General features: G+C 66.2%; 26 protein-coding genes. 17 read left to right on the forward strand and 9 right to left on the reverse strand.

Features of this window, described 5'->3' with window-relative positions:
* Positions 1-3 precede the first annotated feature (3 nt).
* The 6 genes from ACLMAJ_RS08710 (at position 4) to ACLMAJ_RS08735 (ending at position 5,439) form a co-directional block, all read left to right on the forward strand.
* Entirely contained in the window at positions 4-825 is an 822-nt protein-coding gene (locus ACLMAJ_RS08710; RefSeq protein WP_412013016.1) for a DUF5666 domain-containing protein, read from the forward strand.
* An 80-nt stretch (positions 826-905) separates the two neighbouring features.
* Entirely contained in the window at positions 906-2,126 is a 1,221-nt protein-coding gene (locus tag ACLMAJ_RS08715; RefSeq protein WP_412013017.1) for a type III secretion system chaperone family protein, read from the forward strand.
* Entirely contained in the window at positions 2,123-2,932 is an 810-nt protein-coding gene (locus tag ACLMAJ_RS08720; protein WP_412013018.1) for an SDR family NAD(P)-dependent oxidoreductase, read from the forward strand. The genes ACLMAJ_RS08715 and ACLMAJ_RS08720 overlap by 4 nt, the downstream gene beginning before the upstream one ends.
* Positions 2,933-2,934: 2 nt before the next feature.
* Positions 2,935-3,513: an orotate phosphoribosyltransferase gene (pyrE, locus tag ACLMAJ_RS08725; RefSeq protein WP_412013019.1), complete on the forward strand. Its 579-nt coding sequence runs from the start codon at positions 2,935-2,937 to the stop codon at positions 3,511-3,513.
* Positions 3,514-3,659: 146 nt separating this feature from the next.
* A complete protein-coding gene (locus ACLMAJ_RS08730) occupies positions 3,660-4,724 on the forward strand; it encodes a beta-ketoacyl-ACP synthase 3 (RefSeq protein WP_412013020.1) in 1,065 nt (354 codons plus the stop codon).
* Positions 4,725-4,731: 7 nt separating this feature from the next.
* A complete protein-coding gene (locus ACLMAJ_RS08735) occupies positions 4,732-5,439 on the forward strand; it encodes a lysoplasmalogenase (RefSeq protein ID WP_412013021.1) in 708 nt (235 codons plus the stop codon).
* A 1-nt stretch (position 5,440) separates the two neighbouring features.
* Here ACLMAJ_RS08735 and ACLMAJ_RS08740 read toward each other — a convergent pair whose 3' ends face one another.
* Positions 5,441-5,887, reverse strand: a complete 447-nt coding sequence (locus ACLMAJ_RS08740) for a hypothetical protein (RefSeq protein WP_412013022.1) — start codon at positions 5,885-5,887, stop codon at positions 5,441-5,443.
* Positions 5,888-5,991: 104 nt separating this feature from the next.
* Positions 5,992-6,660 carry a LuxR C-terminal-related transcriptional regulator gene (locus tag ACLMAJ_RS08745; RefSeq protein ID WP_412013023.1) on the reverse strand — a complete coding sequence of 223 codons (669 nt, stop codon included), beginning with the start codon at positions 6,658-6,660 and terminating at the stop codon, positions 5,992-5,994.
* 225 nt (positions 6,661-6,885) lie between these two features.
* Here ACLMAJ_RS08745 and ACLMAJ_RS08750 point away from each other — a divergent pair, with 225 nt between their 5' ends.
* The 4 genes from ACLMAJ_RS08750 (at position 6,886) to ACLMAJ_RS08765 (ending at position 10,436) form a co-directional block, all read left to right on the forward strand.
* A complete protein-coding gene (locus tag ACLMAJ_RS08750) occupies positions 6,886-8,037 on the forward strand; it encodes an RNA-guided endonuclease InsQ/TnpB family protein (RefSeq protein WP_412013024.1) in 1,152 nt (383 codons plus the stop codon).
* 126 nt (positions 8,038-8,163) lie between these two features.
* Positions 8,164-8,490, forward strand: coding sequence for a DUF4190 domain-containing protein (locus ACLMAJ_RS08755; protein WP_412013025.1), 327 nt, complete (start codon positions 8,164-8,166; stop codon positions 8,488-8,490).
* Positions 8,491-8,517: 27 nt separating this feature from the next.
* Positions 8,518-9,204 (forward strand): TrmH family RNA methyltransferase, encoded by a 687-nt coding sequence (locus tag ACLMAJ_RS08760; protein WP_412013026.1) that lies wholly within the window; start codon positions 8,518-8,520, stop codon positions 9,202-9,204.
* A gap of 143 nt (positions 9,205-9,347) precedes the next feature.
* Positions 9,348-10,436: a glycoside hydrolase family 76 protein gene (locus ACLMAJ_RS08765; RefSeq protein ID WP_412013267.1), complete on the forward strand. Its 1,089-nt coding sequence runs from the start codon at positions 9,348-9,350 to the stop codon at positions 10,434-10,436.
* A gap of 43 nt (positions 10,437-10,479) precedes the next feature.
* Here the strand turns inward: ACLMAJ_RS08765 and ACLMAJ_RS08770 are convergent, their stop codons facing one another.
* Entirely contained in the window at positions 10,480-11,163 is a 684-nt protein-coding gene (locus ACLMAJ_RS08770) for a DedA family protein (protein ID WP_412013268.1), read from the reverse strand.
* A 17-nt stretch (positions 11,164-11,180) separates the two neighbouring features.
* Entirely contained in the window at positions 11,181-11,831 is a 651-nt protein-coding gene (locus ACLMAJ_RS08775; RefSeq protein ID WP_412013269.1) for a DedA family protein, read from the reverse strand.
* Positions 11,832-12,076: 245 nt separating this feature from the next.
* Between ACLMAJ_RS08775 and fbaA the strand changes: the two genes are divergently transcribed.
* Together fbaA and ACLMAJ_RS08785 are read left to right on the forward strand one after the other, a co-directional pair.
* Complete coding sequence (gene fbaA, locus ACLMAJ_RS08780; protein WP_412013027.1) at positions 12,077-13,204, forward strand: class II fructose-bisphosphate aldolase; 1,128 nt, start codon at positions 12,077-12,079, stop codon at positions 13,202-13,204.
* A gap of 31 nt (positions 13,205-13,235) precedes the next feature.
* Positions 13,236-14,354, forward strand: a complete 1,119-nt coding sequence (locus tag ACLMAJ_RS08785; RefSeq protein WP_412013028.1) for a BTAD domain-containing putative transcriptional regulator — start codon at positions 13,236-13,238, stop codon at positions 14,352-14,354.
* On the opposite strand, the gene ACLMAJ_RS08790 is transcribed toward ACLMAJ_RS08785, so the two are convergent.
* Entirely contained in the window at positions 14,348-14,686 is a 339-nt protein-coding gene (locus ACLMAJ_RS08790) for an excalibur calcium-binding domain-containing protein (protein ID WP_412013029.1), read from the reverse strand. The two genes, ACLMAJ_RS08785 and ACLMAJ_RS08790, sit on opposite strands and share 7 nt — an antisense overlap.
* A gap of 142 nt (positions 14,687-14,828) precedes the next feature.
* On the opposite strand from ACLMAJ_RS08790, the gene ACLMAJ_RS08795 reads away from it, so the two are divergent.
* Entirely contained in the window at positions 14,829-16,298 is a 1,470-nt protein-coding gene (locus ACLMAJ_RS08795; RefSeq protein WP_412013030.1) for a DUF4185 domain-containing protein, read from the forward strand.
* Between the two features lie 32 nt (positions 16,299-16,330).
* Here the strand turns inward: ACLMAJ_RS08795 and ACLMAJ_RS08800 are convergent, their stop codons facing one another.
* Positions 16,331-17,392 carry a fused (3R)-hydroxyacyl-ACP dehydratase subunits HadA/HadB gene (locus ACLMAJ_RS08800; protein WP_412013031.1) on the reverse strand — a complete coding sequence of 354 codons (1,062 nt, stop codon included), beginning with the start codon at positions 17,390-17,392 and terminating at the stop codon, positions 16,331-16,333.
* 77 nt (positions 17,393-17,469) lie between these two features.
* The gene (locus tag ACLMAJ_RS08805; RefSeq protein ID WP_412013032.1) at positions 17,470-19,971 is read right to left on the reverse strand and encodes an Rv0361 family membrane protein; all 2,502 of its coding nucleotides are present in this window, start codon (positions 19,969-19,971) and stop codon (positions 17,470-17,472) included.
* Positions 19,972-19,981: 10 nt separating this feature from the next.
* Here ACLMAJ_RS08805 and ACLMAJ_RS08810 point away from each other — a divergent pair, with 10 nt between their 5' ends.
* The 3 genes from ACLMAJ_RS08810 (at position 19,982) to ACLMAJ_RS08820 (ending at position 22,126) form a co-directional block, all read left to right on the forward strand.
* Positions 19,982-20,188: a hypothetical protein gene (locus ACLMAJ_RS08810; RefSeq protein WP_412013033.1), complete on the forward strand. Its 207-nt coding sequence runs from the start codon at positions 19,982-19,984 to the stop codon at positions 20,186-20,188.
* 278 nt (positions 20,189-20,466) lie between these two features.
* Positions 20,467-20,916 (forward strand): DUF3151 domain-containing protein, encoded by a 450-nt coding sequence (locus tag ACLMAJ_RS08815; RefSeq protein WP_412013034.1) that lies wholly within the window; start codon positions 20,467-20,469, stop codon positions 20,914-20,916.
* Between the two features lie 34 nt (positions 20,917-20,950).
* Entirely contained in the window at positions 20,951-22,126 is a 1,176-nt protein-coding gene (locus tag ACLMAJ_RS08820; protein WP_412013270.1) for an FUSC family protein, read from the forward strand.
* Between the two features lie 282 nt (positions 22,127-22,408).
* On the opposite strand, the gene ACLMAJ_RS08825 is transcribed toward ACLMAJ_RS08820, so the two are convergent.
* Positions 22,409-23,197 (reverse strand): site-2 protease family protein, encoded by a 789-nt coding sequence (locus tag ACLMAJ_RS08825; RefSeq protein WP_412013035.1) that lies wholly within the window; start codon positions 23,195-23,197, stop codon positions 22,409-22,411.
* On the reverse strand, positions 23,194-23,853 hold the full coding sequence (locus tag ACLMAJ_RS08830) for a hypothetical protein (protein WP_412013036.1): 660 nt from the start codon (positions 23,851-23,853) through the stop codon (positions 23,194-23,196). The genes ACLMAJ_RS08825 and ACLMAJ_RS08830 overlap by 4 nt, the downstream gene beginning before the upstream one ends.
* Positions 23,854-24,205: 352 nt before the next feature.
* On the opposite strand from ACLMAJ_RS08830, the gene ACLMAJ_RS08835 reads away from it, so the two are divergent.
* Positions 24,206-25,498: an adenylosuccinate synthase gene (locus ACLMAJ_RS08835; protein WP_412013037.1), complete on the forward strand. Its 1,293-nt coding sequence runs from the start codon at positions 24,206-24,208 to the stop codon at positions 25,496-25,498.
* Positions 25,499-25,558 lie beyond the last annotated feature (60 nt).

The following is a 25,558-nucleotide window of genomic DNA, read 5'->3' on the forward strand; positions in this document are numbered from 1 at the left end:
GCCATGACGAATCGGGACGATCCGTGGGCGCAGCGGCCGGAGGATGCTCCGACCGAACATCTGGGTACGCCGGAGAAGGCCGGACGCCAGCAGCCCGCGCACACGACGGAGTACACCGAGGCATACGGCCAAAACCGAGACGTGGTGTATCCGTCCGCCGAGCAATTCGAGCAGTGGCCGCCGCCGCCGCCGAACGCGACCCGCGAGTTCCCGCCGCACGACAGCCAGTGGGGCGCCTACGAGAGCGGCTACGACCAGCAGTGGGCCGATCCGACCGTGCGGGCCGCGGGTGCGGCGCACGGTGGCATGGTCCCGCCGGGCGCGCCCGGTCCATACGACCAACCGTCGCAGCGTCCGAAACGCAACACCGGACTGTGGGTCGCGCTTGTGATCGGTGTCGTCGCGCTGATCGCGGTGGTCGGTGTGGTCGGGGGATTGCTGCTCGGCGGTAGCGGCGGCGACTCGCCCTCGACGAACGCGGAGGGCACCTCGACACTGCCCGCGCCCCGGGCGACCGGAGCGCCGCGGTCGGGCCAGTCCACGGCGCTCCCCGGCATTCCAGGGCTCGGCGATATCGACGAGCTCGGCGCGACGATGGGCACCATCAGGGCCAACAACAACGGCACCCTGACCCTCGAAACCATGACGGGCGGCTCGGCCACGGTGCACACCGACGCCAACACCCAGGTGATCTCGATGACGTCGGCGAAGGCCGCCGATCTGCCCGTCGGGGACATGGTCGTCGTGCAGGGCGACAAGGCCCCTGACGGTTCGATCCAGGCGAAGATGATCATCAGCACCTCGTTGCCGGGAGGACCGCGATGAGCGGCTGGCTCGCCTCCGCTCGGCCCGGCGCGGGGCCAATGTCAGGCTCCATCCGGCTCGGGATATTAGGCTAGGTACCGATGACGGCTATGTGGTTCGGGTTGGCGGCGATCGCGCTGGTAGGTGCGATCGTGCTGCTCTATTTCGATCGGGTCCAACGACAGCGGACCGGTCATGCGCGCCAGGTCTGGGCGAAATCCCAGGGATACACGTATGTGTCGGTGGAGCCGGCACTCGCGTCGACCTGGCGCCGCGGTGCGTTGGCCAAGCTCGGCTACCTCTCCGCGGTAGACGTGGTGTCCGGTATCCGCAAGGGCGAGAAGTTCGTCCTCTTCGATCTGGAGGACGCGGCGACACTGGTCGCGGTGCGTCGGCAGATCGGCTCGGATATCGACGTCGACATGCGGCTCAAGACCGCGTCACCGCCCAAGGACGCCGATCTGGAACTGCTCGGCGCGATCGGTGACCGGGTGGTCTTCGCGACCAATCCGGAGATCGCCAGGCACGCGGTCGACCAGCGGATGGTCGCCTTCATCGAGACATTGCCCGACACGGTGCAAATGCTCTGGAGCGAGGGTAACTGGACCCTTGGCATGCTGAATGTCGGTACCACCGCGCGTGATTGGGAGACCACCATCGACGCGGTACTTCGACTTTCCGGTCTGCTGCATGTATTGCCGCCGGTCAGCGATGTGTTCGGGATGGACTCCGGCGACCACGACCCCGGTCGCCCGCATCCGCGGACTCGGGGGAAACGCCACGATGGAACCGACGAGCACGGCGAGCCGGAAGGCTCGATCGGTGTGGGCCGGGTACAGCCGTCCGATACGAAGAAGGGCACCGACTCATACGACGATTCGGCCTACCGCGATTCGGTCTACGAAGAGTCCGCCTACCGAGCCGACGACGACGAATCCGAGTACGAGGAAACGGGTTTCGATAAATCCGGCTATAAGAAGCCACGATACGACGCGGCCGGATACGACGACGAGGACGAGGAACCCGAACAGCGCGCTCCCGCGGCATCGGCGGCGCAGGAACCGCCGCGCAGGCCGTCGCTCGCGGTGGTGCCCGACTCCCGTTCTCGTCCGCGCGAGGGGCGCTGGCCGGCCGACGCCGAGTGGCGCGAAACCGGTGATGAGTCCGAAGACCGGCCCACCAAGGACCGGCGCGAACAGACGTCGCGGGTCACCGTGGAGTCGGACGACGAATGGCCGCCGATCGATGAGGCGCCCGAACCTCCGGGTGGTGGCCCGTTCCATCCCGGATTCCGCCCGTACCAGGGACCCGTACCGCAGTGAGCAGTGGCGTTCCCGCGCGCCATCCCGGCGCGAACCGTCCCATCGCATTGATCACCGGGCCGACCTCGGGCATCGGGCACGGGTATGCCGTGCGACTTGCCGCCCTCGGCTACGACCTGGTGCTCGTTGCCCGTGACGAAAAGCGCCTTACCGAGCTCGCGGCGGAGCTGACCCGAAAGTTCGGCACCCGCTCGGAGGTGCTCGTCGCCGATCTCGCCGACGCCGCCGATCGGACGCGGGTCGCGGCGCGTGCGGCCGATGGCATCGAATTCCTGGTCAACAACGCCGGATTCGCGCATTCCGGCGAGTTCTGGACGTTGCCGCCGGAGCAGTTGCAGGCGCAGCTCGATGTCAACGTCACCTCGGTGTTGCAGCTCACCAGGGCGGCGCTGCCGTCTATGGTCGCCGCGGCGAAGGGGTCGATCGTCAATGTGGCAAGCGTCGCGGGTCTGATCCCGGGACGTGGCTCGACGTATTCGGCATCCAAGGCCTACGTCGTATCCTTCACCGAAGGATTGGCGGGCGGACTGGCCGGAACCGGTGTTCGGGCCCAGGCCCTGTGCCCGGGATTCGTCCGCACCGAATTCCATGAGCGCGCCGGCATCGAGATGTCTTCGCTGCCGAAACCGCTGTGGCTCAGTGTCGAGCAGGTTGTCGCCGGTTCGCTGCGTGATCTAGAGAAGGGCCGGGTGCTCAGCGTGCCCGGCGTGCAGTACAAAGTGCTCACCACGGTCGCCGGAATGATCCCGCGAACACTGGCGGCCCGATTCAATCGCGGCCTGTTCAACGCACGAGGGAGGACGTAGACATGATCGACCAGGCAACAAGCAATGACGCGGTTTCCAAGGACGCCGCCTCCGACCGAGACAAATTGGCCGCGCTGGTGCGCGAGCTCGCGGTCGTGCACGGCAGAGTGACGTTGTCCTCGGGAAATGAGGCCGACTACTACGTCGACCTGCGCCGCGCCACGCTGCACCACAGTGCGGGCCCGCTGATCGGCAAGCTACTGCGCGAGCTGGTCGCCGACTGGGACTTCGAATCCGTCGGCGGCCTGACCATGGGCGCCGACCCGGTCGCGCTCGCTGTCATGCACGCACCCGGCCGTCCGATCAATGCCTTCGTGGTACGTAAAGCCGCCAAGACGCACGGCATGCAGCGCCAGATCGAGGGCCCGGACATCGTCGGCAAGCGGGTGCTCGTTGTCGAGGACACAACCACCACCGGAAACTCCCCGCTCACCGCCGTGCGTGCGCTGCGCGACGCCGGTGCGACGGTGGTCGGGGTCGCGACGGTCGTCGACAGGGAGACCGGGGCCGACCAGGTCATCGCGGCCGAGGGCCTGGAGTACCGGTCCATCCTCGGACTCAAGGATCTTGCCCTCGGTTAAGCTGCGTTTGCGGGCCCGGGTCGGGTCGGGACTTCAGATGGGAGCTATCGGCGACCGAAACGAGGTAACGGCGCGACCCGATATATGGACGCATAGCCGAGCGCAGCGAGGCGGTCGGAGACAGCGAAGGGTCGTGTGAGTTACCTGTGGTGAGCATTGCAGTCAACAAGAGTCGTGAGAACGTCGCGATGCTCGGTATCGGTGCCTATCGACCAGAGCGCGTGGTCAGCAATGAAGAGGTGTGCGAGGTTCTCGACTCCACCCCCGAGTGGATCTACGAGCGCACCGGCGTCCGCAATCGGCGTTGGATCAGCGGCGACGAGACGTTGCAGTCGATCGCGGCGGCGGCGGGCGAGCGGGCGATCGTCAACAGCGGTATCGATCGCTCGAAGATCGGCGCGCTGATCTTCGCTACCTCCAGCTGGCTGACCCTGACTCCGCACGGTGCGCCGAAGGTCGCCAACGACCTCGGTATGAACGGGATCGCCGCCTTCGACCTGACGTCGGGTTGCGGCGGTTTCGGCTACGGCCTCGGGGTCGCCGCCGACCTGATCCGCGCCGGTTCCGTCGACTATGTGCTGTTGATCGGCGCCGAGACGATGACCGTCGGACTCGATCCGGCCGACCGGGGGACCGCGATGATCTTCGGTGACGGCGCGGGCGCGGTTGTGGTCGGTCCGAGCGAGGAGAACGGCATCTCCCCGACGGTGTGGGGCAGTGACGGCGAGAATGCCGCGGCGATCGCACAGGACGTCGATTTCCTCGAGTACATGGCACGGGCGCAGGCGCTACAGGGCACCGACCCTGCCGTCGAGCCGGTCGGCCGGATGTCGCTGCGGATGGAGGGCCCTCGGGTATTCCGTTGGGCGGCGGTCACTTTGCCGCGCGCGCTGTCCGCGGCGCTGGAGGTCTCCGGTGTCGCGAAGGAGGACATCGAGGTGTTCATCCCGCACCAGGCCAACAGCCGCATCAACGAACTGATGAAGAAGAACCTCGGCCTCGCCGACAACATCCCGGTGGCCAACGATATCGAGAACACCGGAAACACCTCCGCCGCGTCGATTCCGCTCGCGATGGAAGAGATGCTGGTGACAGGCAAGGCGAAGGGCGGCCAGACGGCCCTGCTGCTCGGTTTCGGCGCGGGCCTGAGCTACGCGGGTCAGGTCGTGACGCTGCCGCCCGCGCCGACCGAGCCGAGTTTCAGTGTCTGATCGGGCAATGCCCCCGTTTCGGGCTGGGTTTCTCGTCGCGGCGGCCATCACCGTTTACGGTGCGGTCACCGGGCGCGAGAAGCTCCAATGGGTCGCGAAACCCCTGATGATGCCGCTGCTCGCGGCGAATGTAGTAGATGAAGGCGCGGGGCTCGATGGCGTTGATCGGGCTCTTCTGCTCGGTTCGCTTGGGGCCGCGACGGTCGGGGACATTCTGTTGATCGATCCGGACAACGATCGTCGATTGATCGCGGGTGCTTCGTCGTTCGCGGTAATGCAGACCGGGTATTCGGCGCTGTGGTGGCGGCGCGGCGGGCGGCCGCGTGCCGCGGTGGCCGTGCCGCGACTGGTTGCCTGGCTCGGTGCGGGCGCGCTGCTGCGAGCGAAGGCTCCCGGTATTGCCGTGCCGCTGACGGCCTATGGTGCGACGTTGGGCACCGCTGCCGTGCTCGCCTCTGATCCCGGTGTCGCTCCGGCCGCGAAAAATATTGGGGGAGTGAATATCCCCGATGCCGACCCGCGCAGTCGGCTCGGTGTCGGTGCGCTGCTGTTCACCGTTTCCGATGGGCTGATCGTGCTGCGCCGCCTGTTCGTGCGGGGTACTCGTGCTCGTCGGGTCACCGAGGGCGTCATTCTGTCCACCTATGCCGCTGCGCAATACTTGCTCGCCGATCCGAGGGCGCACACGAAAATCGTTGTCGCAGTGGCGGAATGAGTCAGAGGACCAGAATGATGCGGTCCCGGTTCACCGGGTCGACCCGGATCGAGATGGTCTCGCCGACAGCAAGACGCGGCTTGTCGGCCGGTGTCACATCGAAAACGATGGTTCCCCGGTAGCTCGCGGATCCGGGCACGGTGAGTTCCAGGTCGAGTTCGGTGAGCTCGGTGTGGTGGTCGGTGGGGCGCAGCGGATGCGTACCCTCGATCCTGGCCCAGCCCTCGAGGCCATAGCGCCACAGCTGCCGGTCCGCCCGTGACGGCCGCACCGCCAGCAGCATCCCTATGCCGACACACGATCCGAACAGTCCGACCAGCGCGATGATCTGATAGGGCTCCGTCCCCGGTGGGGTGTGCGGTAACAGCCAGCCCAGCCACAGCCCGAGCAGAATCAGGTACCCGGCGGTCACGCCGAGCACCGTGCGGAAGATGCGCGCATGGTCCATACCCAGCCTCCACCCCGACTGTCCTGCTCTTTCCAGGATAGGCGGCCGGGCCGAACGTGAACTCACCTCCAAGCAGACCGGCGCGCCGCCGGACCGGTCGGCGATCAGCCTTTCAGGCGCAGTACGGCGAGTACCCGGCGATGATGGGTATCCGAGGGCGGCAGATCGAGCTTGGTGAAGATATTGCCGATGTGCTTTTCCACCGCACGTTCGGTCACCGTGAGCGACGCGGCAATCGCATTGTTGGAAAGGCCCTGCGCCATCAATTCGAGAACCTCCCGTTCCCGAGGGGTGAGCCTGGCCAGTGAATCCTGCTGTCGGGAGGCGCCCATCAACTGACTCACCACCTCGGGGTCGAGGGCGGTACCGCCGGTGGCCACCCGATTCAATGCGTCGATGAAGTCACGGACATCCGCGACCCGATCCTTGAGCAGGTAGCCGACGCCGCTCGCGCCGCCCGCGAGAAGCTCGGTGGCGTAACGGGTTTCGATCCACTGGGAGAAGACGAGCACGCCGGTCATCGGATACTTCCTGCGCAGCTCGATCGCGGCGAGCAGGCCCTCGTCGGTGAAGGACGGTGGCATCCGCACATCGACGACGGCGACATCGGGATTGTGCGCGCCGACCACGTCGCTGAGAGTGCCGGCGTCGCCGACCATGGCGACCACCTCGTGGCCGCGCTCGATGAGCAGGCCGGCGAGCCCGTCGCGCAGGATCGCGCTGTCCTCGGCGATCACGATGCGTAGCGGTGTATTGGGCGAGGGGACGGTCATTGCGGCCCGGCTTTCGGTAGCAGGATGGTCACCACGGTGGGTCCGCCGGTCGGGCTGTGCACGGTGAGAGTGCCGTCGACCGCGCCAGCACGATAGTCGGATCGGCGTCTCGGTCATCGGGTATTTGGCGCGGATACTCCCTCGTTCACGGGCAGAGGAGCGCCATCCTCCTTCCAGAGGTCGGGTCACCAGGATGTGTCGGTGGCGTCGGTTACATTGCCGGGTATGACCGAGGTGGTGCGCTACACCTACCGACTGCGCCCAGGCGTGCAGGCGGAGCGGGCGCTGCTCGCGGAGTGGGGACGTTGCCGGTTTCTGTGGAATGAGGCTGTGCATCAACAGAAGTCGGGTGGCCATCTGAGCTTCGGTAAGCTCGGAAAGTTGCTCACCGAAGCGCGTGGCCGCGCTGTGTGGTTGCGGGAGGGGTCCCAAGTCGCGCAGCAGCAGACGCTGCGCACCTACGCGCAAGCCCTCGATCACTCGTTCACGATGAAAGGGCACGGTCGGCCGAGGTTCAAACCACGCAAGAAGGCGTTGCCGTCGCTGGAGTACACCGTGCGCGGGTTCAGCATCCGCGATGGCAGGCTGATGCTCCCGAAAGGGGTGGGTATCCCGGTGGTGTGGTCGCGGGAACTGCCGTCGGAGCCGACGTCTGTCCGTATCACCCAAGACTGTCTGGGGTATTGGTATGCGTCGTTCGTGGTGCGGCGTGAGGTGGAACCCGTCCCGGCAGCAGAGGGTGGTATTGGTATCGACTGGGGTGTGAGTGTGACAGCCACGACCACCAACAGCGAATTCGATCTGCCGTTTCGGGGGCACCGGAAGCGGTGTGCGGCGGAACTCGCGAAGGCGCAACGCCGCATGGCTCGTCGGCACAGTGGTAAGCGTGGCCCGCAGTCCGCGGGTTACCGGCGGGCCGCCCGAGAGGCTGCGAAACTGCACAAAAAAGCAGCTCGCCAAACCCAACATGACTCGCGGGTGTGGGCCAAACGTGTTGTCGCCGCCCATGGGTTGATCGCGATAGAGGATTTCAAGCCGAAGTTCCTGGCGAAATCCACGATGGCGCGCAAGGCGGCGGATGCGGCGATCGGCGGGGCGAAGCGGGCGTTGATCGAGTGTGGTGTGCGGGCTGGCCGGAGGGTGGTGTTGGTTCAGCCCGCCTTTACGTCGATGACGTGCAGGAAATGTCTAGCGAGAGCCAAGCGACTGGAACTGTGCGAGAGGATTTTCCGATGCTCCGACTGCGGTTTTACGGCGGGTCGGGACGGGAACGCTGCCGGAGTGGTTCTGGTTGTGGCAGAGCGCGGCCACGTCAGTGTTGAGGATGTGAGACAGGCGGGTCACCTCCTTCGGGTGGGTGGTTCGGTTGCGGTCTGAGCTGGGAATCCCTGCCTTCAGGCAGGAGAAGCGTTAAGAGCTCCATGTTTGTCGCAGGCGCGGTATTCGATGGAGCTGTCCGCCGAATTCATGGTGTGGCCAGCTACACCTACTACCATCCAGCGGATGAGCTATCCGCCGCCGCAGTACGGCTATTCACCTTATGGCTACGGTCCGCCGCCCGACCACCCGCAGGCCACCACCATCCTGATCCTCGGTGTCCTCGGCCTGGCGTTCTGCCAGGTTCTCGGACCGGTCGCCTGGGTGATGGGCAAAAAGGCGCTCAACGAGATCGACGCGTCGGGCGGTTCGATGGGCGGACGCAGCAGTGTCATGGTCGGCTACGTCTGCGGCATTATCGGCTCGGTGATGATTATCGTCGGCTTGCTGTTCGTGGTGCTGTTCGTTGTTCTCGGGATAGTCGGCGCTCTCGACTCGACCTCGAGCTACTGAAGCCGCGGCGGGAATTAGCATCATGGAGTGAATGACGCAGTGCCCGACGCCTCCGAGCAGGAGCCGCAAGGACCCACCGAGTGGGGCGAGCATCCGCACGGCGTCGGTCCGTGGGCTCAGGAACACCCGCAACCGCCGCCCGACGATCCGCGGCTCGATCGGGAGCTGCTCGCGAACGGTGACCGCCGCAATGTGGTCGATGCGTACCGCTATTGGACGCGCGAGGCGATCGTCGCCGATATCGATCGGCGCAGGCATCCCTTCCACGTAGCCATCGAAAACTTCGGGCACGACGCGAATATCGGCACCGTCGTGCGCACCGCGAACGCCTTCGCGGCGGCGGCCGTGCACATTGTCGGCAGGCGGCGGTGGAATCGTCGCGGCGCCATGGTCACCGACCGCTACCAGCACATCGAGCATCACACCGATGTCGCCGCGCTGCTCACCTACGCCGAGCGAGCGGATCTCACCGTTGTCGCGGTGGACAACACGCCTGGCTCGGTGCCACTGGAAACCGCGGTGCTGCCACAGCGTTGCCTGCTGCTGTTCGGGCAAGAAGGCCCCGGCGTGACCGAGCATGCGAAGGACGCGGCGGCCATGACGGTCTCGATCGCGCAGTTCGGTTCGACCCGCAGTATCAATGCCGGCGTAGCGGCGGGAATCGCCATGCACGCGTGGATCTGTCAGCATGCCGATTTGGCGTCAGCTTGGTAACAAAAATAGGGTGAGAATCCGGATATAACTGGCACCATTGGCCTATGACTTCGCGACGCCCGCAAACCGGGCTCGGCTCGGGTGGGGACAATGTAGGAGCCGACTCGGCCGCGGCGCCCGCGCTATGGTCGGAGCGGGCCGACATGGCGGAGTCCGCGGTCATCTCCCGACACCTGCGTGCACTATGGGCCTGCCCTGGAACGGAATTGGGGGTGGTCGGCTGGCCTGCCACCAAACGCGAGCGCGCCTTCGCGTCCTGGCACTACTGGTGGCAGGCGCATCTGATCGACTGCGCGACCGACGCGGCCAACCGGGTGCCGACCCCGGCACGCCGTAAGCGCATCGGTGCGATTACCCGCTCACACCGCATCCGCAACATCACCGGCTGGACCAACAACTATTACGACGATATGGCTTGGCTCGCCATAGCTTTGGAACGCGCCGAGCGAACCCAGGGCATCACCGAGGCGCGCGGCGCACTGGTCGCGCTGGAGAAAGAGCTCTACGCGGCGTGGGAGCCGGCGCGCGGCGGCGGAATTACCTGGCGCAAACGATCCGACTATTTCAACGCACCGGCCAACGGCCCCGCCGCTATCGCGTTGCTGCGCCTCGGCAGGCACATGCGCGCGCAGGACATGGCCGACTGGCTCGACGAGACACTGCGCGATCCGCAGACCGGCCTCATTCTCGATGGAATCCATTTGCCCTCGGGCGAAATCGAGCACCCGGTGTTCAGCTACTGCCAGGGTGTCGTGCTCGGCTTGGAGACCGAGCTCGCGGTGCATACCGGCGAGCCGAGGCACACCGAACGGGTGCACCGGTTGCTCGCCGCGGTCGAGGAGCACATGACCACCCGCGGCGTGATCAACGGCGGCGGTGGCGGCGACGGCGGATTGTTCAACGGGATTCTGGCCCGCTACCTCGCGGTTGTCGCGGTGATGCTGCCCGGTGATGATCGCGAACAGGTCGACGATCGGCGCAGTGCGGCCGCGATCGTGCGGGCCTCGGCCACCGCGGCATGGGCGAACCGGCTCGATGTCGAGGGCGAGCCGCTATTCGGTCACGACTGGAGTAAACCGGCGCAGTTACCCGGCGGCAGATCGGGGGCCGGGCACTTCACCGCCGGTGGGTCGGTGACCTCGTCGCGGGTTCCGGAACGCGATCTGTCGGTGCAGCTTTCGGGCTGGCTGCTGATGGAGGCCGCCTACCAGGTCAGCGCCGCCGGGTTGTAAGCGGCCGTTGTGCGACGGCAGGCGGCTGCTTCGCCAGTCCGGCTCAGCCCTCGGTTTCGAGCACGCACGCAGGTGCGGTTTCGAGTTCGAAGTCCTCGGCGGGCTTGCGCATCTCCTGGCGGTAATGCCGGATACCGAGCGCCGTCCCGACGATCAGCCCGATGACAAGGGTGGCGATCACCACCGGCATCAACCACGGCACCCGCTGCAAGAAGCTGCCCGCGTAGTAGCCGATGAGCAGCAGCACCGGCGCCCAGATGATCGCGCCGATGGTGCTCGCCGCGGTGTACTTGCGGTGGTCCATCCCCGCCGCGCCCGCGACCATCGGGCACAGCGTGCGCACCCACGGAATCCAGCGGGCGATCAGCACCGCGAGAAACCCGTGTTTGCGCAACAGCTCCGTGACCCGTTGCAGGTTGCGGGCGTTGATGTAGCGGCCGTTTTTCCGGGCGACCAAACGGTGGCCGGTGCGATGCCCGATGACGTAACCCACCTGGTTACCCGCGATGGCGGCGACCATCGTGCCCAGCGAAAGCGCCCACACCTGGGTTTCACCGGACGCGTGGCCCGCCATCACGATGCCCGCGGTGATCAGCATCGAGTCGCCGGGCAAAAACAGTCCGATGATCACGGCACACTCGACGAAAACGAAGGCCAGCACCACCGTCCAGACGAGGGCCGGCCCCGCCGAGGTAAGCGGATCGAAATTTCCTACTGCCAGGGGCAACGAAGTAGACACCCGGCTCAGTGGGTCGGCTCGTTCGTCGAGGCGGCCAGCTCGGCTTCGGGCCGGGCAGCCTCGTTCTTGTTCAGCAACCGCTTCGCCACCGCGAAGATGCCGGGCAGCACCGAAACCAAGACAATGAGCAGGAAGATCGCCTCGACGTGGTTCTTGATGAAGTCGACGCCGCCGAGGAAGTAGCCGAGTACGGTGACGCCGCCGCCCCACAGGATGGCGCCGACGATGTCGAAGGCGACGAACTTGCGGTAGTCCATCTTCGACACACCCGCGAGCACCGGCATGAACGTCCGGACGATCGGCACGAACCGCGCGAGGATGATCGTCTTCGGGCCGTGCTTTTCGAAGAACTCGTGTGTCTCGGTGACGTAGTGCTTCTTGAAGAACCGGGTGTCTTCCTTGTGGAACAGCGCGGGCCCGATCGCCCTGCCGATCCAATAGGCACATTGGTCACCGGCGAAGGCGGCGACCGTCACGGCGGGCACCAGCACCCAGATCGACACCGGCGGGTTGTAGCTCGCCGCCAGCAGACCGCCGGTGAACAGCAGTGAATCGCCGGGCAGGATCGGGAACAGCAAACCGGTCTCGATGAAGACGATGACCAGGATTGCCGGAAGAACCGCGTTCTTCAGCCACGTCTCGGTGAGCAGATGCATCGGATCCAACAACTGGGTCAACGCAACATTGCTTACCGATTCTGTCGCTGCGAGCAGAATCACGCGGCCTCCTGTCGGGTACGGCTGGCTCAGTCGCTAATCGTCACGCGGGGGCGTGTCACCGCGTCAATAGCTGCCAGTGCAATTACGCGGCCCACAGTACCGGGTTCAGCTGAGAAACCCCCTGCCGAAGGAGAAACTTCTGTCTTCGCAACCGGGCGGTCTGCTTGGTGGGGCAGTGGCGCATGAGGAGGTCCCGATATTCGGAGAAAGGTCGCTGGCCTACTCTGTGGCCTGACAGAATTGTCTATTGCCGCACAACCACGGAGGTCTTTACAGTGCCCATCGCGACTCCGGAGGTCTACGCCGAGATGCTCGGTCGGGCCAAAGCACACTCCTTTGCCTTTCCCGCCATCAACTGCACCTCGTCTGAGACGGTCAATGCGGCCATCAAGGGCTTTGCCGACGCGGGTAGTGACGGCATCATCCAGTTCTCCACCGGTGGTGCGGAATTCGCCTCCGGCCAGGGCGTCAAGGACATGGTCGTCGGCGCGACCGCGCTTGCCGAGTTCGCTCATGTGATCGCCGCGCGCTACGACGTGACCATCGCGCTGCACACCGACCACTGCCCCAAGGACAAGCTGGACACCTTCGTGCGCCCGCTGATCGCCATCTCTCAGGAACGGGTGAAGAACGGAAAGCCGCCGCTGTTCCAGTCGCACATGTGGGACGGTTCCGCGATCCCGATCGATGAGAATCTGGAGATCGCCAAGGAGCTGCTCAAGGCGTGCGCCCAGGCGAACATCATCCTCGAGGTGGAGATCGGTGTCGTCGGCGGCGAGGAGGACGGTGTCGAGGCCGAGATCAACGACAAGCTTTACACCTCGCCCGAGGACTTCCAGAAGACCATCGACGCGCTCGGCGCGGGTGAGAACGGCAAGTACCTGCTCGCCGCCACCTTCGGCAACGTGCACGGTGTCTACAAGCCGGGCAACGTGGTGCTCAAGCCCGAGGTGCTCGCCGAGGGCCAGCGGGTGGCCGCCGCCAAGCTCGGTCTCGCCGCCGACGCGCAGCCCTTCGATTTCGTCTTCCACGGTGGGTCGGGATCGCTGAAGTCGGAGATCGAGGACTCGCTGCGGTTCGGCGTCGTGAAGATGAACGTCGACACCGACACCCAGTACGCCTTCACCCGCCCGGTCGCGGGCCACATGTTCGCCAACTACGACGGTGTGCTCAAGATCGACGGCGAGGTCGGCAACAAGAAGGTCTACGACCCGCGCAGCTACCTGAAGAAGGGCGAGACCGCCATGGCGGCACGTGTCTATGAGGCGTGCAATGATCTGAAGTCCGCGGGACGGTCGATCAGCGCCTGACCCTTTCAACCCCCCGGGGGGCTCCGAGTTCATGAGTCTTGATGTGCGCGTGCTCGGGCCTGTCCGGCTGCTTGTCGGTGGTGAGCCGGTCGCGGTCGGCGGGCCCAAGCCGAGGGCCCTGCTCGCCGCGCTCATCGTGAATCGGCGGCGCGCGGTGGCATCGGCCGCGCTGGCCGACATGGTGTGGAACGAGGCTCCGCCCGATTCCTACGCCGCGAGCCTGCAAGTGTTCGTCTCGAATATCCGTAAGGCGCTGCGTAATTCGGGCGTGGATCCGGCCTTGGTACTGCGCACCGAATCATCGGGCTATCGACTCGAAATCGCCGAGGACGCATGCGATCTCGGGCGATTCGAGGCGGCGCGGGATGCCGGTGTTCGTCGTGCCGAGGTCGGCGATCACGCAGGTGCGGCGCGATTGCTCGGAAATGCGCTGCGCGAGTGGAGCGGTCGCGCGTTGGCCGATCTGGCCGGGCTACAGTTCGCCGACGGCTTCGCCACCGCGATGGATGAGGAGCGGCTACAGGCCGCTTCGACTCGCATCGATGCCGAAATCGCCCTCGGGCGTGCTTCTTCGGTGATCGGTGAGTTGGTTTCCATGACGGGCGAACATCCGTTGCGTGAACCGCTATGGGGGCAGCTGATCACCGCGCTGTACCTGTCCGGCCGTCAGGCCGACGCGCTGGAGGCGTGCCGCAAGGTGCGTGCGGTGCTCGCCGATGAGCTCGGCATCGATCCCGGTCCCACCCTGGTCGACCTAGAGCAGCGGGTGTTGCGTCAGGAATCGCTGAACACGGTCGAATTGAAGCGCAGCGAGCGGATGGCCGCGGCGATGACCGAGACGGTGACCGAGCTGCCACGTGCGGTGCGCAGCGGCCAGTTGCGGACGGCCGAGGGCCGGGTGCTCGTGATCGGGCACGGCGGTCTGCGGATCGGCAGGATGACCGATAACGACCTCGTCCTCGAGGACCCAAAGGCCAGCCGCTATCACGCGCACATCATGCCGAGCCGGGCCGGTCTGCTGATCAAGGACCTGCATTCGGCCAACGGAGTCTTCGTCAACGAGGAGCCGATCGAGACCGGCGCGCTACTTGCCGACGCCGACGTCATCCGAATCGGCACCACCGTGCTGACATTCCAGGCCATTCAGTAGTCGCAGGCCACACCGTCACCATCGGGATCGAGATACGGCGCATACCCCGGCTGCCCCCGATACAACGGCAACTTGCCCTCGGCCCGCACCTGATCACAGCTCGAGTAGTACGCGGGTGCCTTCTCCTTCGACTCCGCGGGCGGCGGCACATTGTTTCCCTTCGGACCCGGCCGATAGCTCGGTATCGGGTGCGAATCATCGGGACTCGATATCGCGGAAGCGGATGGTGTGGCGGCCGAGATCGCAGGCGGCGCGGCGGCAAAGGCGGAGATCGCCAGGCAGGCGGCACCGACAGCGGGCATTACCCGGCGAAGGTTCACTGAGTTGTTCACCCTTCCATCCTGCGCCCGCTGTGGTGCCGTGACGCGGAGTTCACTATTCGCGGGCGATCGGAAAGTCTCGCGTGTCGGATCGGAAGAGCCAGGTATGGTCGTTCGCTTGTGGGGGTACTGCGACGATGTCGAGGGGTCCGCTATGGTCAGGCGTTTATTTGCCGTGCTCGCTGCTGTCGTTTTCGGGGCGGGGGCGTTGGTGTGTGCGGAGCGGACGGCTGTCGCGGACCCCAAGGGTGGTGCGGCGGGGGTCGGTCCCTGTGTGAGTGATCCGGTGGCGGTGCACGAGGCGCTGGTGCCGAAGACGCTCGAGGTTCCTGTTCCGTACCCGGTGGTTACCGCGGTTCCCGCGCAGCCGCCCTTGGTCCCGCCATCGTCCGCGCCGAAGCGGATCGTGATGGAGCTTCCGAGCGATCCGTGTAGCAGTCCGTGTCCGGATCTCACGGACGGGCCGGTGCCGCCGCCGGGGCTTGCGAGTCGGCTGGGGATTCCGGAAATTCTATTGAGCCCCAAGCCTTTCTACTTCGGGATTCCCGGGCCGGGACCGGACCCGGGTACGGTGCCGACGCCGCCCGCGCGGGTCGATCCGCCGACCGAACCCGCCGCGCGGACGCCGCGTCGGCGCGCGCCGCACGTCGGTGCGGTGCGCGAGGTGGCCAAGCAGACCGGCGCGAATTCGGTCAACCGCACCGACAAGCGGTGGCAGGTGGACGGAACCGATCTCGGCATCATGTGGGAGAGCGCGCCGGGCGAGATCGCGACCGCCTTCGGTGACACCGTCGGTCGCGGCTTCCATCCGCCGGGCGGTGTGGGTACGGATTGGCGCAGCAATGTGCTGGCCTTCAGCACAGATCGGGAGCTGTCCGACGGGATGATCTACGACCGGATGGTGACCGACGATCATTGCCACGCCGCGGAGGTACTGTCCAGTCGCAAGCTCGACAACATCGAGGTGACAACGATTCCGACCTCCGGATTCGCGGTCGGTGACCGGCAGTACCTGAGCTACATGGCAATTCGCACCTGGAACAGCGCGCCGGGCACGTTCTTCACCAACTACGGCGGCATCGCCTACTCCGACGACCACGGTCAGTCCTGGACCAAGGACCCGTATGCCCGCTGGGACAACATCTTCGGGCTCGCGAATTTTCAAGTCAGCGCGATGGTTCCGAACGGCGATTTCGTCTACATGTTCGGCACCCCCAACACCCGCCTCGGCGCCATCGGCCTGGCCAGGGTGCCGAAAGGCCAGATCCTCAACACCACCGCCTATCAATACTGGCGGGACGGAAATTGGACGCCAACCGGTGGGTTCGCCGCCGTGACTCCGATTGTCGACGCACCGGCCGGTGAATTGTCGGTCCGCTTCGACACGGCAAGAAACCTCTGGCAGATGAGCTATCTCGATACGGCGAAGGCGGCTGTGGTTGTCCGCGAATCGGATTCACCGCAGGGCGTGTGGTCCGAGAGCGCTCCAACCGTGACGGTGCTCGACTACCCGGAGCTCTACGGTGGATTCATCCACCCCTGGTCGTCGGGTTCCGACCTGTACTTCAATATCTCGACCTGGAGCGACTACAACGTCTACCTGATGCACGCGACTTTGGACTGAGCAGCGCGACAACCCTTCGTTGCCGTTGTGCCTCAGGCGAATCGGATTTCGGCGATCGCTCGTCCGAAGAGTTTGCGTCCCTCCGAGGTACCCGCCATCATGATCGTCGCGGTTCGCCGTGACGGATCCAAAGACTTGATCTTGCCGGTGAATACGATCGCGCTCGGCGCGTCGGTCGTCACCGGAACGAATCCGGAGAACCGCACGCTGAACTTCTCGATCGCGGTCGGATCGCCGACCCACTCGGTCAAATAGCCGGAGGCAAGTCCCATGGTCAGCATGCCGTGCGCCACCACGGTCGGCAGCCCCGCCAGTGTGGCGGCCTGCTCGCTGAAGTGAATAGGGTTCGGATCGCCTGATACTCCCGCGTAGTTGGCCAGGTCGCCCCGGGTGACCTCGGCGGTAGCGGCCGGGAGTCGATCGCCGACTGAGAGCTGGTCGAAATCGGGCAGGCTGTGCACCAGCGCGTTCGGTGGCGGCAGTTGCGCCGCTGTCTCGTCGTCGGTATCGACGGCGACGAGCGAGCCCACCGCCGCGAGGGCCTCGATCGATGGGCGGGGGTGCATCACGATGTTCTCGACCGTGTCGGCGAGATTCGCGTCGACCTCGACGCCACGGCGGGCGACGATCGTCGTCGATCCGGTCTGCACGACCTCGCCGTGCTGGTCGGTCAGCGAGAATCCGACCAGGATGAAATCGTTGTCGCCGAACTGCCGGATCGATTCGATGACGACCTCGGTGGTGAGCCGGTCGCCTGCCAGGATCGGCCGGACGATCTCGAAGACCTGGTCGGTCTGCAAGATCTGGGACAGGTCGTAATCGGTGAGCACCGTATCCAGCAGTGCCCGCGTCGCGGTGATGCCGATGACCGAGGAGAACGTCGGCGGCGCGACGATGCCGTCATAGCCGAGTTCGTGCGCGTCGGGTTCGTATAGGTGCGCGCCATGTTGGGCCTGCACGGCGCGCGCGAACTCGCGGACCTTTTCCCGGCCTACTACGTAGTGGTCGCGGCTGCGGAATCGTCGCCCAGCCATCGTCGGTGTCTTCGCCACATCATCCGATACCGGCTGTGCGATTGTTTGTTCCGTGCCCATGATCCGGGCCATGCTACTGGCGAACCGGTCCATTGACCAGGTGAGTGTGACGCTCGATACGGGATAATGTGGCCCCGCTATGGCGTCGCGGTCGGTGGGTCGCAGACCTTCCAGCCGTCGTCGGTACTCTGCAGATCGAAGGTCCGCGCCGATCGCTTCGATGGATCCGCCTCGGTATAGACGTTGGCCTGCGCGATCGCGGTGTTGTCGGTGATCCGGATCGCGTCGACGCTGTCGACCACCGGAATGCTCTTGCGCTCCACCGACAATTGGTGCACGGCGGTGAACTGATCCGGCGGAATGTCCTTGTAGAAATCGCGCAGCGGACCACACGTGGTGCTGCGCAGCGTCGCCAGGTCGCCGGTCTGCAGGGCCTGGGTGTAGTCGGTGATGGCGGCGCGGATCCTGGCGTCGGGAGAATCGTCGCTGGAACCGCTGATGAGCACCACCGCCAACGTGACGAGTGCCACGACCACTGCCGCCGCGCCGAGCACCGCGGCAAGCCGGTGCTTCGAGCGCCCCGCCGGTGCTTCGGCAGGGGGCGGGGGAGGAGGTGTCTGCGCGGGCGGCGTGATGCGCTGCGGCTGGGCGATCTGTCGTGGCTGCGGCGGACGCGGAGCCGCCGGCGAACCGGACAACGACTGCGCGGGCGTGGTCGCCTGGATGTCCGCGGGCGAGGGCGCCGAGTTGACCTGCCGAGGCTTGGCGGGCGGACGCGGCGGCGAAGGCCAGGTCTGTTCGGCCGGCGGAGTGCCCGGTCCGCTCTGCGGCGGTGCCGAAGGACCCTGCGGTGCAGGCTGTTTCGGGCCGGGCGCGGGCCGAGGTGTGCTCGGCGGCCTGGTGACCGGCGCGGGACGCGCCGACGGCGGCACGACCCGATCGGTGCCGGGTTTGGTCCCCGCACCGGGCTTTTGTATCCGCTGGGTCGTGTCCCGGTCGGCGGGCTTCTGGATTGGAAACGCCGTGGTCGCGGCGTCGTCGGCGGCGGGGTTGGGGTTGGGGACCACCCGCATCACGACGGTTTCCGCGTCGGCGCCCGCGATATTCGGCTGCTCGCCGGGAGCGGGGGCCTGCGGTTTGCCGGTCACCCGGGTGGCTGTGGGCATCGCGACGGTCTTCGCGTCGGCGCCCGCGATGTCCGCTGGTGCGTCGGATGTCGCGTGGTCCTTCGCTGGTGCGTTGGATGTCGCGTCGCCCTTCGCGGATGCGTCTGGTGTATCGGTCACCGGTACGTCGGCCGGGGTTGCCCGACGCATCACCACGGTCGCAGCGCTGGGATCGGCCAGTTCGGCCGCAGCAGAGGCGCGCTGCGCATCGGCGGTTGTCTCGGCATCGGACCCTGGTCGATTCGCTGGCGCGTCGCGCCTGATCACAGCGGGTTCCGCGTCGGCTGCCACGCCTTTTTCGGCGGCGGAGGCGTCGGGCCCTGTCTGGCTCGGCTGAGTGCCGCGCTTGATCACAGCGGTTTCGGCGTCGGCTCCCGCATGGGCGGATGCGCCGCTGGCTGCCGCTGCCGCGCTGGCTGCCGCTGCGCCGCTGATCGCGGTACCGGAGGCCGATGCCGCGTCACCGCTTGCGGCAGGACTCTCTGCCTTACTGGAGGTGTCGGTCTTGCTGGAGGTGTCGGCCTTGCGGGAGGTGTCGGCCTTGCGGGAGGTGTCGGCCGTGCGAGAGGTGTCGGTCTTGCTGGAGGTGTCGGCCTTGCGAGAGTTGTCGGTCTTGCTGGAGGTCTCGGTCTTGCGAGAGGTGTCGGCCGTGCTGGAGGTGTCGGCCTTGCGAGAGTTGTCGGTCTTACTGGAGGTGTCGGCCTTGCGAGAGGTTTCGGTCTTACTGGCGGTGTTGGTCCCGCGGGGGGTGTCGGCTCTGCTGGAGGTGTCGGCCTTGCCGGAGGCGCCGGTCCCGGGGGAGGTGTTGGTCTTGCTGGAGGCGTTGGTCCCGCCGGATGTGTCGGTTGCGGCGGGACGATCGGCTTTGTCGGATGCGGCGCCCGCGGCGAGACCGGTGGTCTTACCGGGCGCGGGTTGAATGGGGTTGCCCGGAACTGTCTGGGCGTCGGGCGCACCGGGTACGGGGGTGTCGGTGGCTGCGGTGGAAGTCTCAGTGCTGGAAGCGGATTCGCTTGTCGGCTTGCCTGCTGCGGATTCTTTCGCGGCGTTGCCGGATTTGATCGGTTTCGTTTTCGGTTCGGAGCCCGAGTTGGCTGGTTCGGACCCGAGGTTCGCGGCGGCGGTCTTGCCGGAGGCGGACGGGATGGGTGTGGTTTTCGGGCTGGTGTCGGCGGGCTTGCCGGATGCGGGAGCGTCGGGTCGGCCCGTCCCTGTGGGTGCCGGAGCGCCTGGGCGACCGGATACCTCAGCGGTCGGCGCGGACGGTGTCGTAGCGCCGGAGGGGGCGGCGTTTTTCGCATCGGCGGTACCTGAAGTGGAAGCGCCCGGAGTGGAAGTTCCGGGAGTAGCCGCCGTGCCAGGAGTAGCCGCCGTGCCAGGAGTAGCCGCCGTGCCAGGGGTGGCCGGCGTGCCGGGGGCGGTGGAAGCGGTGGAAGCGTTCGGCGTCGTGGACGTGCCAGAGGGCGTGGACACGCTAGGCGTCGTGGACGCGCTGGGGGTGGCCGAGGCGCCCGACGGTTCGTCGGCAGCCGCAGCGGAAATGGGCTCAGTGGGTGCGCTGTTCTGCGACGTACCCGACGCGGGTGTCCGTTCAGCGGGCGCGTCCTGGCGCGCGCCGTTCGCGGCCTGGTCGGCGGCACCGGTGCCACGTTGCGCCGGGTTCTTCTCGTCGTTCGGGTCGGACAACTGATACCCCTCGCTCAAGCGAACATTTGAACTCGACGGCCAGCCTAATGGGCACAGCCGTAGGTAGTTCGCCTTTACCCGTCCGGTCACCGTTGGCGATTGCGTGCGAAGGCGCTGTCGAGGACTGCGCGTGGCTGCCGGAGTTGCCGGTCGCGATTGCGTGCGGGTCGCTCGAGAGATACCGCTGGTGATCGCGTGCGGGCGCTCGATGTCAGCGGTTCTGTCCGCCGCTGGTGATTCCCTGTCGTCGCGCTCGGGCGTACCGGGTGCACAATGATTCGCATGACCTCGTTCGGTGACCTGCTCGGACCGCAACCGGTACTCCTACCCGAAAATTCCGAAGCGGAGGAGGCCTTGCTCGACAAGGCCGACCCCGTCCAGGTCGCGGCCGCCCATCCGGCGGCCTCGATCGCCTGGGCTTATCTCGCGGAGGCCGCGCTGGCCCGTGGTGGTATCGACGGCGCGGAGGCGGTGGTCAATCACGACATCGTCGCTGCCTACGCCTTCGCCCGTACCGGATACCACCGTGGGCTCGATTCCTTGCGCCGCAACGGGTGGAAGGGTTTCGGGCCGGTGCCGTGGAGTCATGAACCCAATCAGGGCTTCCTGCGTTGTGTCGGCGCGCTGGCCAAGGCGGCGCGCGCGATCGGCGAGACCGAGGAATACGCCCGTTGCCTGGATCTGCTCGAGGATTGTGACCCGCGTGCCGCGTCCGAGCTCGGTCTCGACTGAGCTGAAGTTGATCGCAACATCGCGTAGCGACTCGATGAGGGGTGGTGGTCCGGCGACGGGTGGGCTGGACCTGAACTCCCGCGTGGATGTCGCGCGGACCAGCAGCGTGGACCGGCTGCGCAGATCGTGGCGTCGGTTGCGACTGTCCGCGCTACCGATCGTCCAGTGCGCCCTCGGTGCCGCACTGGCCTGGTTCATCGCGCACAACGTCATCGGCCACGTGCAACCATTCTTCGCGCCGACCGCGGCCGTGGTGTCGATCGGCATCTCCTTCGGCGCTCGGTTGCGCCGGTCGGTGGAGTTGGTGGTCGGCGTCGCCGTCGGCATCGGTATCGGCGATCTGTTCATCACCCGCGCCGGCACCGGGGTGTGGCAGATCGCCTTGGTTGTGGCTGTTGCCATGGCGGCGACGGTCTTTCTCGACGGCGGCTCGATCATCTCCATGCAGGCCGCCAGTTCCGCGGTGCTCGTCGCGACGCTGCTGCCGCCGTCGGCGGGTGGTGGGTTCTCCCGCATGATCGACGCACTGGTCGGCGGGCTGGTCGGCGTGGTCGTCGTCGCATCGATCCCGCTGCATCCGGTGCGCAGAGCTCGCGATCAGGCCGCGGAAGTTCTTGCGGTGATGGGTAAGTCGCTCACCGGCTGCGCCGACGGCCTGCTCGAACAGGACCCGGACAAGATCCGCACGGCACTAGAAGCGGCTCGCGCGACGCAACCGCAGATCGATGGATTGCGCTCAACGCTGGAGGGCGGCAGGGAGATCAGCAGAATCTCTCCGCTGTACTGGAATTCGCGCACCCGCCTCGACCGCATCACGGCCACCGCCGACCCGCTGGACAATGCGGTGCGCAATACCAGGGTGCTGCTGCGCCGTTCGCTCACGCTGGTGCAGGACGAGGAGATCCTCGACCCGCGGCTGATCGAAGTGGTCGAGCAGCTCGCGCAAGGCGTAGACGTGGTGCGCAAGATGATGCTCGCCGACCCGGGCGATCAGCCCGATCAGGCCGAGGCGGCGCGGGTGTTGCGCTCGGTCGCCAAGAATGCGCGGCCGGAACTCGTTACCGGCGCGGGACTTTCGGCGCATGTGGTGTTCGCGCAGGTGCGTTCCATGGTGGTCGACCTCATGCAGGTGTGCGGCATGCAGCGCATTTCCGCCATGGCGCTGCTGCCGCCGACGGTGCCGCATCCACACGTGCCCCCTGCCGAATGACCCGACTACTCAGCCGATTTCGGACATTCGATCGAACCGCGAATGTCCTGCTGTCGCAGCGAGTGTCCGGACGTTGATCTTTGGGTAGTTCACTACTCGTGTTCTCGCGCGGAGCCGGTCATAGCTTGTGGTGGTCACCGCGGTACGAGGGGTGTTGCGGTACATCTCTTCGCACGACTGCGCACGCTCGATCGGCCATCTCGGTGTGGTGGCCGGGCGGGTAGGGCGCACGGCGGAGATCGGTCGCCCGGTCTCGACTTTCGGACCGGGCGACCTACTCGATCAGGTCCAGAAGCGAGTCAGGAAGCTGCCGTAGCGCGACCAGTTGGACGGAACGCCGGACAGTTCGTACAGCGAGTAGACGGCGTCGAAGAACACGCTGTTGATGGCCGGAGTGAACAGCAGAGCGAACAGGATCAGCATGCCGAACGGCTTGAACTGGTCGAGCGCGCGGCGGGTCTGATAGCTCAGCGACGGCTCGAGCAGTCCGTAGCCGTCGAGGCCGGGCAACGGCAAGATATTCAACAGTGCCGCGGTGACCTGCAGAAACCCGAGGAAGCTGAGCCCGTACCAGAACGCGGGATGGGAATGCGCGCTGCCGAGCAGGCGCACGATCAACAGCAGCACGACCGCGCAGACCGCGTTCACCGCGGGGCCCGCACCGCTGATGATGCGCTGGGTGCGCGGGCTGAAGTTGTGGGTGTGCACGTAGACCGCGCCACCGGGCAGGCCGATGCCGCCGAGTGCGATGAAGACCATCGGCAGCACGATCGACAGCAGCGGGTGGCTGTACTTGAGCGGATTCAGCGTGAGATAGCCACGCAGCTCGACCTCGTTGTCACCCGCCCGCCACGCGGTCCAGGCGTGCGCGAATTCGTGCAGGCAGAGCGTGATGATCCAGCCGAACACCACCATTACGAACACGCCGTACTTCGCCGTGGTCGAGTCGAGGTCGGCGTTCCAGGCGAGTACGCCGCCGACCACCGTGATCGCGACGACGAGCAGGAAGATCGGGCTGGGTCGGACGGCGCCGCGTCCGGCGCGGCGGTCGTTGCGGAACGGGTGGCTCATCGGACCAGCAGCCAGGGTTCGTGGTGCCGGTAGAACGTCGAGCGCGGCAGCACCCGATCGTTGGCGATGCCGTCGCGGGTCACCACCGCGCCTGGGGTGCCGAGCTGTGCGGCACGACCCGCCACCCAGCGGCGTTTGCGTATGCCCTTCTGGAAGGAGGCACGGACGCCCGGCATCTCCAGCGTCGGGGAGACGTGCATGGCGGTTACTTTGCCGGAGAACAGCAGGATGTCGTCCACATAGGCCTCGCCGTCCAGTTTTCCGCCGCGGGGGCCGGTGATGGTCGCGCGGCCGACCAGCACGGTGCCGGTGTCGTCGCGAATGAGCGGTGTCTGCGTCGCCTTGCCCTTCAGCGCCCGTCTGGCCGCTGCATTGCCGGTGCCGGTCAGGTAGGCGCGGGAGCCGTAGGTTTTGTCGACCGGCACGTAGCCGATCTCGACATGCAGCCGTTCGGTCCGCATCAGGTGGGTGAGCACCGCCGCGAGCGCCGCGTCCGCGCCGAGCACGATCAGCCTCGGCAGACTATCGGCGGCGAGCACGGGCAGCAGCTCATCGACTTGGGCGGCATCCGGAATGGCAGCGGTAGGGGAGTTCGGTAGTGACGCGAGGGCAATGGGTACCGGTGCGCCGTCGCAGCGGAGAACATGGGTACTCAAACTGCCGTACACCCTCCTCGATCCAGCCGACGCGTGTCGGTGTCCGCGAACCCCCTGCTGGTCCGCTTCGGGTGTCACCCTAGCCGCGTACGGCTGCGGTCACACGGTCGCCAAGCCTAATCGACGCAGTCGGACGAAGTCCGTCCTCAGACCGCGCATGGCCGGAGCGAAGGCGGAGGTAGGCAGACGGGCTGAACCGGTTCGCTGCCGTTGTCGGCGCTTCGACTAGACTGTGCTTCCGGCCACCGGCTCGATACGGCAGGTAGCTGCAACACTGGGCTTTACCCGCCCCGCCGACTCCGTCGGCTGCCATCCCCCGGGGTGTTGCGCATCGAACCGTAGGAGCGAGACAATGCCGGCAATCGTCCTGATCGGCGCCCAATGGGGCGACGAGGGTAAGGGCAAGGCAACCGATCTGCTCGGTGGCAGGTTGCAGTGGGTGGTCAGGTACCAGGGTGGCAATAATGCCGGCCACACCGTGGTGCTGCCCAACGGCGACAAGTTCGCGCTGCACCTGATCCCCTCCGGCATCCTCACCCCCGGCGTCACCAACGTCATCGGCAACGGTGTCGTCGTCGATCCCGGCGTGCTGCTCGAGGAGCTGGCCGGCCTGGAAGAGCGCGGCGTCGACACCTCGGGCCTGCTGCTCTCCGCCGACGCGCACCTGATCATGCCGTACCACGTGGCCATCGATAAGGTCACCGAACGCTTCCTCGGCAACAAGAAGATCGGCACCACCGGTCGCGGTATCGGCCCGTGTTACCAGGACAAGGTCGCCCGTGTCGGTGTCCGGGTCGCCGATGTGCTCGACGAGAAGATCCTCACCCAGAAGGTCGAAGCGGCCTTGGAGTTCAAGAACCAGGTTCTTGTGAAGATCTACAACCGCCGCGCACTGGAGCCACAGCAGGTCGTCGATGAGGTATTGGAGCAGGCGGAGAGCTTCAAACACCGCATCGCCGACACGCGACTGCAGCTGAACCTGGCGCTCGAGCGTGGCGAGACCGTGCTGCTGGAGGGTTCGCAGGGCACCCTGCTCGACGTGGACCACGGCACCTATCCCTACGTGACCTCGTCCAACCCGACCTCGGGCGGCGCGGCCGTCGGCGCGGGTGTGGGGCCCAACAAGATCAGCACGGTGCTCGGCATCCTCAAGTGCTACACCACCCGCGTCGGTTCGGGTCCGTTCCCGACCGAGCTATTCGACAACTACGGTGAATTCCTGGCCAAACAGGGCGGCGAGGTCGGCGTGACCACCGGCCGGGCCAGGCGTTGTGGCTGGTTCGACGCGGTTATCGCCCGCTACGCGACCCGGGTCAACGGCGTCACCGACTACTTCCTCACCAAGCTCGACGTGCTCTCCAGTCTGGACACGGTGCCGATTTGCGTCGCCTACGAGATCGACGGCGAGCGGGTCGAGCAGATGCCGACCACCCAGACCGAATTCCATCACGCCAAGCCGATTTACGAAGAAATGCCCGGATGGTGGGAAGACATCTCGCAGGCCAAAACTTTCGAAGAATTGCCGGTCAACGCCCAGGCATACGTGCTGCGGCTGGAGCAGCTCTCCGGTGCACGTATCTCGTGCATCGGTGTCGGTCCAGGCCGTGATCAGACCATTGTCAGGCACGACGTCCTCGTTCCGTGACCGAAACTGTCTGATTTGCTGTGGCAGTTCATCGTTCGTTGGCTTCGATCATGATCGGTG

The sequence above is a fragment of the Nocardia arseniciresistens genome (assembly GCF_046764875.1).
In the GTDB taxonomy this organism is placed as follows: Bacteria; Actinomycetota; Actinomycetes; order Mycobacteriales; family Mycobacteriaceae; genus Nocardia; species Nocardia arseniciresistens.